General features: G+C 40.5%; 5 protein-coding genes. 1 reads left to right on the forward strand and 4 read right to left on the reverse strand.

Annotated features, from left to right (window positions below; translation table 11 throughout):
* Positions 1 to 176: 176 nt before the first annotated feature.
* The 3 genes from LG307_RS19630 to LG307_RS19640 all read right to left on the reverse strand — a co-directional run bounded on the left by LG307_RS19630 (position 177) and on the right by LG307_RS19640 (position 10,537).
* Positions 177 to 4,733 (reverse strand): cell wall-binding repeat-containing protein, encoded by a 4,557-nt coding sequence (locus LG307_RS19630; protein ID WP_404445540.1) that lies wholly within the window; start codon positions 4,731 to 4,733, stop codon positions 177 to 179.
* A gap of 207 nt (positions 4,734 to 4,940) precedes the next feature.
* Positions 4,941 to 9,272, reverse strand: coding sequence for a S8 family serine peptidase (locus LG307_RS19635; protein WP_404445543.1), 4,332 nt, complete (start codon positions 9,270 to 9,272; stop codon positions 4,941 to 4,943).
* Between the two features lie 152 nt (positions 9,273 to 9,424).
* Complete coding sequence (locus tag LG307_RS19640) at positions 9,425 to 10,537, reverse strand: heparan-alpha-glucosaminide N-acetyltransferase domain-containing protein (protein ID WP_404445546.1); 1,113 nt, start codon at positions 10,535 to 10,537, stop codon at positions 9,425 to 9,427.
* Between the two features lie 79 nt (positions 10,538 to 10,616).
* Here LG307_RS19640 and LG307_RS19645 point away from each other — a divergent pair, with 79 nt between their 5' ends.
* Positions 10,617 to 11,351, forward strand: a complete 735-nt coding sequence (locus tag LG307_RS19645; protein WP_404445549.1) for a PIG-L deacetylase family protein — start codon at positions 10,617 to 10,619, stop codon at positions 11,349 to 11,351.
* Between the two features lie 194 nt (positions 11,352 to 11,545).
* On the opposite strand, the gene LG307_RS19650 is transcribed toward LG307_RS19645, so the two are convergent.
* Entirely contained in the window at positions 11,546 to 12,883 is a 1,338-nt protein-coding gene (locus LG307_RS19650) for a cell wall-binding repeat-containing protein (protein WP_404445551.1), read from the reverse strand.
* Between the last annotated feature and the right edge of the window lie 100 nt (positions 12,884 to 12,983).

The following is a 12,983-nucleotide window of genomic DNA, read 5'->3' on the forward strand; positions in this document are numbered from 1 at the left end:
TACATTTTTCATATTTTCATCTCATAAGTATTAACAAGAATATTGCGACAAATCAAGGTTTTTCTTCATATCCTTTAATTAAAATAAACCAAAAGCACTATATGTCAGATCCTCCTTCCAACAACGAATAAAGCCGCCAGAGGTTACCCTCTGGCGGCTTCATCACATTCAATCTATTACTTTACGATTTTTGCTAAGTGCTCAAACACTGTAGCAGAAACAGCATTTTCTCCACCAATTACAGTTAAAGCATCTACTCCCTCAGAAGTTAAGAATCCTTCAACATGCTCAGAAACGCTAGTACCAACTAGTAAAATACCAGTATGGTCATTAGCAGCAAGTGCTGCACCAGCTAGAGCATCTGCAAACTGCTTTCCAGTTGCAACATAGTAATGGTTTGCATCTAAATCAAAATGCTTCGCAACATTTACAGCAGTCTCGTAACGGTCTTTTCCGCCAATTCTCTTAGGATTTGGTAGGGATTTCAATACGTTATCAGAAACAGCTGCAGTTCCACCAACGACAATAGCTTGTTTAGGGCTAAGCGCGATTAATGCTGCGTTTGTTTGTTTTGGTAATTCATCTTGGTTTGTTAACAAGATCGGCATGCCGTTTTGTGCTGCATAAGAAGCAACAGATAAAGCATCAGGGAAGTTCTTGCCATTAACAACAACTACTCCGTTCGCTCCGTTTGGTGCAACCTCTGTCGCAATCGCCCCAGCAGTAGACCATCTGTCAGAACCAGATAGACGCTTCACTTCAAGACCGTGTGCTTTGAAAGTATCTTCCACATCTTTGCTTACAGCTGCAGTTCCGCCAAGGATGTAGACTTTCTTCGCTCCTAATCTTGCAATCTCAGCTTTCGTAGCATCTGGTAGAGAAGCAGTTTTCGTCAATAGTAGTGGTGCATTGTGTTTATGAGCCAACGGTACACCAGCAAGTGCATCGGCATAGTTGTCTCCACGTGCAATTACTACTACATCAGACTGCTCCCAGCCTTCTTTACTTAATTCCACTGCAGTAGCATAACGATCTGCTCCTCTTAAGCGATCTACACGCTCTGCAACTTCATTACGATAAACAGTTACTTCTTTTGTTACTGTGTTTCCACCTAGGTCTGTCAAAGTGAAGACGAAGTGGTTATTACCTGGCTCCAAGCTTAACGTCGTTTCATGTTCTACGCTAGCAGGTTCCATGACCTTAACAGGGCTTGTGAAAGGCTGTTCAAATACATGGTTGTCATCAACATGTAGAGAAACATAGTTGAAGTTGTCTTCTAATAAAGTTAGAGCTGTTACTTCTTCTACATCCATATCAACAAACTTCGGTACATCTACAGTTAATGTAGGACCAGTCGTATCAACGAATACTTTTCTAGAAATACCGAACTCATTACCTGCTCCATCGACAGCAGTAACAAGGATATCGTGATAACCATCTCCACTGAAGGAAGCATACGTATCAAATGCATATCGAACTTGGTTTCCAACTTGTGTTGGAGTTAGAGCAACTTCTTTACCATTTACTAATACTTTTTCAACACGTACGTTATCTGTTGCATAACCAGCTACTCTGATATCGTTTGTGTTATAAGCTCCGAATGGTTCTGGAGTAGTAGTTGGCAAGAATAAAACTGGCTCAGTTGTATCACCATTTACCAATGTGTCAAATCCAATGTTCATTACTTTATCTACTGCTAGTACTTCAATATCAGATACATCAGACTTAGGAACAGTCACGCTTGTAGCATCTGCAGGCAGCTGTGTTGCTTGGCCGTTAACATATACAACAATCGCTTGAATTCCCACTCCTGCATCAGATGCAGTCCAAGTTAGTTCACCTGTTTCCTCGTCATAAGAAGTGATTTCCACTTCAGGAGCAGTAGTATCAATTACTACTGGAATTTTCTTGGATTGCCACTTATCCGTTCCATCAACAAGAGCTTTGATCTCGTAATGGTACTTTCCGTCTGCAACCACTTTATTGTTTACTGTCCCATCCCAAGCGCGAGAAGCGTTAAGGGAGTAGTATGATCCACTTCCAGCATTGTAGAAAGTTTTTCTTACATAGTTAGATGAAAGGACTCTGCGCAACTGTTTGCCGTTTTCATCAAGTACATTGTACTGAACTTCTTTGGCATTACGCAGGTATGCATTAATAAAGTTGATGTCGTCATTCCAAGCATCACCATTAGGGCTCAAACCATAGAATGCTTTTCCTTCTTCATCTAATAAATGGCTGATAAATTTAAGGTTTTTATCCACTGCATCAGATGCAAATCCTGCATCATAATACTTATCTTCACCAAACGCCATGAATCCGTCTAAGACAGAAGGAGCACTCCAGTCACCATAGAAACCTAAGAATGGTACAGAAAGGTCTGCTTCGTAAGGGTGAGATAATGTTACAAAACCTTCAACAAAGATATTTTTCACAAGATCCATTGTTGTTGCAGAGCCATCTGCTTTGTAACCAGGGATTTTTGCTTTTGAAAAATCAATTGTTACAGTGAATTCTTTTGTTTCTCCTGCTTTAAGTGTAAGTTCTTTTGGCGCATTTACTGTTGCACCCTCTAAAGAACCTGTTGTTAAAGCATTTAATTTAGGGCCGTTAGCTTGCTCTAAGAATGTGTCTGTTAATACAGAAGTATCCACTTTGTATGCCACTTCATAGTCAGCTACGTTTGTTGCAGAAAGTGTAAAGCTTACTTTTTGAGAATCAAATGCTTTTAATTCTACTTTACCTTCTCCACTATTCTTCTCTACCACATAAACTGGAGTATCTACCGCTGCGAACAGCTGCATCATACCAGCACCTTGACGGCGAGGAGAATAGTCATTTCCATTCAAATCTTCAATACTTGCAGCTGTGTTCATCAACATAGCTTTTGCAAGTCTAGTACGTTCTTCTGCATTTAATCCAGAGAATTTCTCATCTGTTTTTAAGTATTGCTGAACTAGTGCAGCACCGCCGGCTACGTGAGGAGCAGCCATGGAAGTACCACTTTTCACTCCATACTTGTCATCATTTAAAGTAGAGTAAATGTTTCCACCAGGTGCTGTTATTTCAGGTTTCAATTCTAAGCTCGGAGTAGTACCCCAAGAAGTAAATTCTGTCATTCTGCCCATTTCTGGACTTTCTTGTTGATTTAATGCTTCAACTGTTCCTTCTCCACTTCCACTCGCAAGCGCTTCTTGGATAGCCAAGCCGTCGCCATAGCTTAGTTTCATGAACGGAATAGCCCAACCACCTTGATCCTTGTAGAATACTGGGTTATTAGTATTATAAACTACTATACCAGCTGCTCCTGCTGCAGCAGCGTTTTGCGTTTTATCAAAGAAAGTAAGTTCTCCACGTGACATGACAACCACTTTACCTTCTACATCAACGCCTTGATAATCTTCAGGATGCCCAAGACCATCAAGTAAAACTAATTCAACATTCTCCAAACCTTCCCAGCTGTCGATACCGTAACCAACACCAGAGAAATCAGTTCCATCAACTGATAAAGAATGCTCATATAAATATGCAGTATTTCCGGAAGCAGCTACCTGAATCGTGTCTTTATTAAGACCAGGAGCCCCTACAAGACCGATATCAGGGTTTTGGAACAACGGGTTGTCCCATCCGCGACCGATATGTCCAGCATTACCTGCAGATACAGAAGAAACGATACCGTTTTCAACTGCACGAGTAATCGCAACGTCTTCAGCACTGTCCACTTCATAGAAAGAAGCAGTAGAACCTAGACTCATGTTTAAAACGTCAGCACCAAGTTTGATAGAATCATCAATTGCTGCAAGATAAATATCAGACCAAGTAGAAGGATATAAAGGATCGTTTGAGAATACTTTCATCCCTAATACTTGCGCTTCAGGTGCAACACCTTTGATTTCACCGTTTGCCGCAACAGTTCCTGCTACGTGCATACCGTGCTCAGAAGGAGTAGGCCCTATGTCTTTAATTTCGTAGTTTTGATCATAGTAGTTATAACCATAAGGTACTTTTTCTGTATAGAATTTCCCTTTAAGGCTTTCAGAGCTTACTAGACCATCAACTAGTTCTTCCGTTAAGTATTCTTCCGTGTCTTCACTTAACACGAAATCTTTGTGAGATGGATCTACTCCGGAGTCAATTACGGAGACAACCATTCCCTCACCTTTAAAATGAGCATCTGCCCAAACTTGCATGGACTGGATATAATCATGACTTGTCGTCATATCCGGTTCCACTTCAGGGCGGTTATACTCATTCGCTAAGTATACATTTGACACCCCTTTGATTTCTTCAATCTTAGCGATGTCACCAAATGCCACTTCTCCACTGAAGCCGTTAAAAGCTGTCGTGTATTGGTGGTTGTAAGACATTGCCAATCCTTTAGAAGAAATCGCGCCTTTTACAGTTTCCTGTTGCTTTTCCACTGCAGCAGCCAAAGACTTTTTAGTGGAATCGCTTAATTCTTTATAAAGAACATTTTGTTTTGTCGCGTATTCAATTGGAGACTCCCCATCCAATTCTACAATGACACGAACTTTATCTGTTGCAGCAAATGAAGCTTTCGCTGAATCAGCAGCTTCTTCAAACTTTTGTCTTTCGACAAGAGACTCTCTTACTTCGTTTAGATCAAGCCCATTAGTTGTTTTCGTTACCGATGAAGCACCAACAGCAAATTGCAAGTTGGAGAACACAAGTAAGAAAGCTACAAATCCTAGAAAATACTTACGCAGTTGCACTAACAAAAACCTCCCCCGAAAATTTGTTGAAAAATGAAATGATACGTAAAAAGATGGTCCTCCTTTCTTCCTACATAAGATTTCAAATTACACTATAATTTTACAGAGGGTTTACTTTTTAGTCAATTGTTTATCTTTTAAATATTTTGAATATTATATTTTACAAACAAAAGAGACCTTTCCTATTAGAAAGGTCTCTCTGTAAAACTATTTTACTATATTAGAATCTACTGCTTTCGTCCCGCCATAGATGTAATAGTGCTTTACTTTTGCTTCATTTAAATAGGTTGTAAGGTCATTTACCATCGTTGTACCATTAACCAGCACAATCGGCATGTTATTTTTGGATGCAAAATGGCTTCCGCTCAGGGCATCTGGGAATACTTTACCGCTTGAGATCCCCACTGCAGTAGTTTCAGGATAGAACTTCTTGGCTACTTCTACCGAAGTCAAATATCTGTTAGTACCTGAAACCCTTGAAACATCCTTGGCTCCAGCAGCTTTCAATTTTTTCACCGCATCTTCTGTAACGGCAGATTTCCCACCAATTACAGTTACTTTTTTCACTTTATTCTGTTTTACGTAATCCTCCAGCTCTTTTGTTAAAGTGGTCTTGGAGGTGTTTAATAATATCGGCGTCATACTATCTGATGCATATGGAGCGATACTTAATGCATCAGCAAAGTCCAAGCCCGATACTACAATAATTTCCTCTGGATTTTTCTTCACCTTATTTGCTATTGCAATAGAAGTTTTTGTTCTGTTCTCTCCAGAGATTCTTTCTACTTTAAAGTGTTTTTTGAAGCTTTTTTCCACATTGGAAGATACTGCACTTGTTCCTCCCAAGATAACCACCTTGCCATCTTTCTTCAAAAGACGCTGTGCTTCATGTATCGCATTTTGTTGAACTTTGTCAGTATCATTGACAAGTAAGATGGTCCCATTCATCACTTGATTCAGGACAACCCCTGCCAATGCATCTGGATAATTCTTGCCGTTTGCAAGTAAAACGACATCCAAGGAGTGATCTGGAATTCTATTAGAAAACGCAAGAGATGTATCATATCTGTCAGGGCCAGAAATTCTTTCTTTGTGCCCTTCTCCTGGTGCCAGTTCCGTTTTGACCTTCAAATGATAAGGCTTTAGACTAGGGTTTCCATCTGAACTTGAAACAGCCAGATAATATGGCCCTGACTCTTGACCGACCGTCATTAAAATTTCTGCATCGCCTTGTCCATAGATACTTGATTCTTTAACCAAAGTACCCTTTTTGTCGTACAATTTAATGCTTCCATCAATGTCAGAAGGCACGTTGTATTCGATATGGAAGCTGCTATTTTTCCACGAAGGAATCTCATACCAATCTGTATCCTGGCCATTTGCGACATAGTTAAGGTAACCAGTGGATTCCCATTCCGACTCCCCTACTTGTTGTAAGGAGATAGGGTTGGAAGGAATGTTATTTTTCACAGTAGAACCTTTATCCTCGTCCACTTGATTCACATGACCGGCTGTTAACTGATATTTGGCAGTAGGTACTTTGTTCATCTCCCACATATAATTCATCATTACGATGAAATAGCCTGCATCGGCTTTACGGGTGAAGGACCCGTGCTCTCCTTCATAATCCCATCCGCGATCTAAAACTCTGATCGTACCAAACTCTGCTTCATCTAAAAATTGATCTCCATTTGTGTCTTCCACAATATAGACCATTGGATCAATAGCAGTAGGTTTATAGTCGGTTGGTAAGTCTTTTGAAGATGATTTTTTATCTACATCCACATAGAATGCATAAAGTTCTTCTTGCTCTCCCGGTTCCAAATAGAACATATCCAGGTCGTTGGTAATATCAAAGCTACCTGTTTTTACGTCCCCATCTAGTATGGTTGCCATATCTTCCGTGTCATTATATTCATTCGCATCATTCGTACCTTCAGATATCAGCTTTGAGCTTACTTGGTACGGTTCAAATGTGGCACGCATTTGCTCATTGTATACAGCGAGGATATACTTACTTCCACCCTTAAGGCCTGACTGTATATAATTTTCAAGTCCTGTCATCCCAAAGTTGAGCTGAACAGTGGACCAGCCCCATAACTCGTTATACTCTAACAGCTCCATGAATGGAGACATTTCCTCAGAGCCTTCTACTTGGAAATGATAGATTCCATCTGCATCCACTTCAAACTTGTAAAGATCGATATCATCCCCATACTGAATGTATTCCTCGTCCGTGGAACCAATTTCGTACGGTCTCGCCATTTCCCATAACCAATCTGTTTCTTCATACTCCTCATACTCGTCATCTTCAAGGACTGGAGTTAGTTCGTCAGACTTTTTGGCAAGGCGTTTTTGTGCATATTCTTTTACTCTCACTTTCTCTTCTATAACTTCTTCTTCGGATTCATATAAACCATATGGAAAACCGTCTACATCTTCAGGCAATACCTTTCCTTCCAGTGAGAACTCGTAAGGAATATGTGACGAGAAGCTTCCTGTACCTTCAAACCACATTCCAAAGAACTCATCAAAGTATTCAGGCATACTTGTTACTTCTACCCGGTACTTGAGACCAGGCATTGCTTCAAATACCAGTTGTTCTCCTTGGCTTGGTCCTTTATAGTTGCTGTAATCCATCATGAACCATTCATCGTACTCTTCTTCATACACATAAACGTTCAAACTAGTATCGACACCAGGAACACCTTTTACATGCGCCTTTACTGTTTGCAGCTCTTCTACTTCAAATTCATAATAATCCTGGTCCCCAAACTCACCTGCTAAGTAATGCTCTCCGTTTGATTCAAAAGGAAGGCTTGGCACTAGAACAGGATTTTCCATGGAGATGCCATCTTCTTTTAATTCTTGAGATTTCTCTAATGATAATGTGTAGCTTGTCTTGTTTTTAGCATCTGCATTATCATTTGCATCCTGCACTCCAATGACAAGTGTTCCATCCATAACTACTTCATAGAGATGTCCTTCTGCTTGTCCTACGTCTGCATAGTTGACGGTAAAGCTGTCCATTGCATTGTCTTCCCCAGCAGGATAGAATCTGTATACCAATTCATAATCTGCTTTTTCGGGTACTTCAAGTAGGCTTTGAACAAACTCTCCTTCTTTTACATCCATTTTGTAAAAATGTTGCTGATACGGTTGCGTGATGGATCCTGTTTCAGAAGCTTTACCTTGCTTAAAGCTAACCTTCTTTGCCGCTCCCAAAATTTCACCTTCAGAGGTATCTCCATATTCAGGAATCATATCTGTGTTAGCACTTAACGCCGCTACAGGGTTTACCAGTCCATGTCCGTACTTCAGATCATAACCCTTCTCCCCCAGGTCCCCTGCTGTGGATTTTAATAAGTATTCCACTTCATATGGGGTAAGATCAGGATTCTTTGCCAGTAACAGAGAAGCGATTCCCGCTACTACAGGGGATGCCATGGATGTCCCGCTTAATTCCATGAATGTCGATTTACCTGTATAGGCCGAATTATAAATGTTTTCTCCCGGTGCCACTACATCTACAGAAGCACCAAAAGTAGAGAAGTATGCCAACTCCTTGTTTGCATCTGTCGCACCAACACTGATTACCCCTTTATAAGATGCTGGATACTCCTTTACACTTGATGCAGAGTTACCGGCTGCAGCAACCACCGTTACATTAGAAGCTATGGCATAATTGACGGCCTCTTCAATAATTGGAGAAGGAGCATAACTGCCAAGACTCATATTGATAACTTGCGCTCCATTATCCACTGCATAAATAATACCTTCTGCAACAGAGAAATCGAACGCACCCATGTCACCGTTGAATACATCAATTGCCAACAGTTCAGCTGAAGGATTTATTCCAATACCACCAACACCATTATCCTTTTCCGCTGCAATGATTCCCGCGACATGCGTTCCATGCAGATCAGCGACAGGCTGCCTCATAGGATCCACAATATTTACAGAATCTACTACTCTATCTTTTAATTCAGGATGATTCTTATCAAGTCCAGAATCAATCACGGCTACTTTTACGCTATTCTCTCCAACCAGACCTTGAGCTTTCAACACCTCTAACTGCTCAATGTGGTACATATTGTTTACCTTCGGATCTGCAGTACCTAGTTTACGGTACATAACACTTGGCGTCACCGAGGATACTTTTTTCATTTTTTCATATGCCTGCAATGTTTGAGGAAGGCTCGATTTGGCATTCACTTTTACCACATCATAACCAAGCTTCGGAAAACTTTTCAAAAGAGTTGATCCCGCGTTTCTATGCTCTTGCGGAGAAAGCTTCTCTTTGTATTTAACGATATACGTTGTTTCACTTACAGCGGCTTGCTCTTTTTGCTTTTGGAATGAACTTTTCCCTGCATTTTCATCAGCAAATCTCTTAAACTGATTCACGATACTAGAATAATCCTTTTCAACAGACCTCTCTCCACCCGTGTAAGCCATCGCTTGTAACGGTGAACTAGCCACTACTGCTGTAATAGCAAGTGGAATAACAGCCTTACTCCATTTTTCCCAACGATTCATTCTTTTTCCTCTCTTCCATCACATAAAATAAAAGCATAGAAAACTAGATATATTTAGATTAATTACTAAATACTAGAATATTATAGCAGATATTTGAAAATATAGGTACAAAAAAAAGAACGCAACCTCTGTCACGTTCTTCCCTTCAAAACTTACACTCTCACATATTTCTTATTAGCATGCATGACCACCGCAACGGTGGACCAGAACAATACAAATAAGCCACTATAAACGAAATGCGGATAGGCTGCTATCCCTGATAAAAACTCAAACAATAATGAAGCAAGGGATCCTTCTCTTCCAAATAGATTAATAACAATTTTACCGAATAACAAGAACACTAGCATCTTCCCGAAATAGATTAAAAAGCTGTTCCGGCCGAAAGCCTCCAGGTACCAAAGTGGTATTGCCGTCACCTTGCTCTGCTTTCGTTCCTTAAAATCAATTAAATAGAAGAGAATCGCCAAAAGGAGCAAAGTCAATCCACTTGCGAGCATAGCAAATGAAGGAGTCCACAACCGTTTATTAAACTCTAAAAAGTTATTAAAAACAAATGCCAGTGATAGTAACCCAATAGCAATACCGAATACCCGTGTTAAAATCTGTTTCCTGCTATTTAGAACCATCCCCACCGCAAAACCAAAAGCTACATTAGAAAGGGCACTAAAGATAGATAGAATTCCTTCAGGATCAAATCCTTTCTCTCCTTGCGCATACATGTGATTTTCACCAAACACCTTTCCATCTATTACACCAGAAGGGTTACAGTCGCGCTGTGGAACTCCCCCTTCACAACTTCCACTTGAAAGCACGAGAACCGCCAGATAGACAGAAGCTATCAGCAACCCTAGAGCCAACATACTTTTCCAGCCTTTAGCCAAATAAGACAGAATGACGACACCAAGACCGGTAAGGGCAAACAACTGCAGCACCCCAGTGAACCTTAACGAATCCAAATTAAAGCTCCAAGAAGATATCAAGTTAAATAGCAGGCCATAAAGAACCAATAAGAAAGTCCTCCTAAGTAGGTCTTTCCACTTCACGCCTTTCCGGTACACAATAGCCAAGCCAATTCCGTACACTGTCAAAAAGGCCGGAAACACAAGGTCTGTTATCGTCAAACCGTACCAATATGCATGGCGAAGATAGTCGTATCCCCCTCCTCCAGGCAAGGCACTGACAAATACGGCTACGAGGACGACAATCCCCCTTGTAATATCTATCGATCTATATCTTTTTTTCTTACTAGAATTATTGACTGCCATAATAATTGTTCCTACACTTTCATCGATAAAGTTTGATAAAATGATTGTAGCATATTTGTCGAACAGGAAAGGAATACAGATGAAAAAATTAATACTTCTACTAACTATTATTTTGGCAGGTTGTTCTGCCACCAAGACCGATCAGGTTGATGTATTCTATTCCCCGCATCCTGATGATGAAGTCCTTAGCTTGGGACCAGCTATCATTCATGCTTTATCTTCCAGTAAAGATGTTCATGTTGTTCTATTGTCTAAGGGCAAAGCAAGCAAAGCCATTAATACCGTAAATGAGAGATTAGAAGCAGAAGGCCACCCTACCATTTCAGTCGAAGAGTTTGGGGATGCAAGAGAAGAGGAATTTAAAACAGCGGTGGAAGCTCTCGGAGTTTCAGCATCCAATGTGACAATCCTTGACCTGCCAGACGGAAAATTAAACAAAGACGAAATTTCAGAGATTATTGTCCAAAAAGATAAACTTTCCGATAAAGTCGTACATCACGTTATGAGTGACCAAGACCCCCATTCGGATCATTCCGTAACAGGACAGGCCCTACACAACTTGATAGATGCAGAAGCAGTTCAAAACGGAAAATTCTATTTTCCTGTGCAAGAGCATGAAAACTTCCCATTTGATAACAGAATACAGTTGTTAAGCAAACACCAACAATCACGCATGATGGAAGCATTAGAAGCCTATGAAAAATGGGACCCTGCTTCTGGAAGCTATTCTATCGGCAAAATCTCTGTACCAGACTACTTTATTACAGCCAAAAACAACATGGAAAGCCGCTATCATTACAAACCAACAGATTAATGGAGTCACCTAGTTGATTGGAGTGGAAGGCGCGCAGACGCCCGCGGGAGGAAGGGACAGGGGAGACCCCGCAACGGAGTGAGGAGGCTCCCGGACCGCCCGCAGGCAAGCGAAGCGCCTGGAACGGAAATCAACAGTATTATATACTTTCTAAATAAAAAAGGATGGAAACAATTCGTTTCCATCCTTTTTTATTAATGATAACGTTTAGCTCCCAAATATCTCGGGTAAAAGTAACTATTGGACATTTCATCGATTGTTACACCAATATTAGATCCTGCTGATTTCGCATGGATAAATTTATTATCCCCAATATATATACCCGCATGGGATGCACCATTGTGGCTTGGATCTGTTTTGAAGAATACAATGTCCCCAACCTCTAACTTACTTACAGATTTCCCACCAGCATATAAGTCCCGTGTCGTTCTCGGAGTACTAATACCGTGTTTTTCAAATACGAATTTTATATAGCCACTGCAATCAAAGCCAGATGGAGTTGTACCACCATATTGATAAGGCGTGCCTATGTATTGTTTAGCGGTATTCACAAGAGCTGCTGTGTTAAATCCAAGTACATTCTCCACATTTGTTGATACAGCACTTGTTCCACCAATGATGGAAGCTTGAGAAGAGCTTACAGAATTCAAGACCGTTTGTACAGGCGAAGGAACAGCATCCTTTTGAACCAGCACTAAAGAAGAATTTTTCTTTGCAGCCAAGACAGAACCTGTCAATGCATCTGCATAACTTTGGCCTGTTGCCACATATACATTTTCCCCAAATTTCACGTTAAGACCACTGACTACCTTAGACACCGTATCATATCGATCTTTCCCGGAATATCTTTTGGCATTCGGTACATCTCTCATTATCTTATCCGAGATGACACCAGTTCCACCTACGACGATGGTATTTTTATATTTTGAGAGTACCCTTTTGGTATCAGCTGGCAAAGTATCTGTCTTCGTTAACAAGATAGGATAGCCGTTTCTTGCTGCATGCGCAGCAATTGCCAAGCTGTCAGGAAAGTTCTTTCCATAAACAAGTACAGCTGTATTCGTTTGACCAGCCAATCTCTCTGCAATTTTAACAGAGGTTGCGTATCTGTCAGAGCCGCTGATTCTTTCTATACTTGTAATACCAGCATTTTTCAACTGAGCTTCCACATTGGCAGTCACTACACTTGTTCCACCAAGGATGATGGCATGCTTTGCTTTTAATCTAGTGATTTCATTTTTCGTTTCACTTGGTAGAGAATTATTTTGCGTTAATAAGATAGGTGCATTAAGTGAATAGGCAAGCGGTGTACCAGTAAGTGCATCAGGAAACTGATTTCCGGCTGCAATGATAACTGTATTGGAGCTTGTCCACCCTTTCTTAGAAACCGCTACGGCAGTTTCATATCTATTTTCCCCATTAATTCTATCGACATTAAAACTGTTTGCATAATTGACAGAAGGCAAAGTAACAAGAACGACCATACCAAGAACAAGAGCAACTATGTATCGTTTCCACGCTGAAGTCTTCATTTTTTCCCCCTAAATCTACATAATATTACATAATTTACTTTCCTATTATAACACTAGTAAAATAGTCCGAATATTAAAATTTAGTAACAAAAAAACGCCA

The sequence above is a fragment of the Sutcliffiella horikoshii genome (assembly GCF_044809035.1).
GTDB lineage: Bacteria > Bacillota > Bacilli > Bacillales > Bacillaceae_I > Sutcliffiella_A > Sutcliffiella_A horikoshii_G.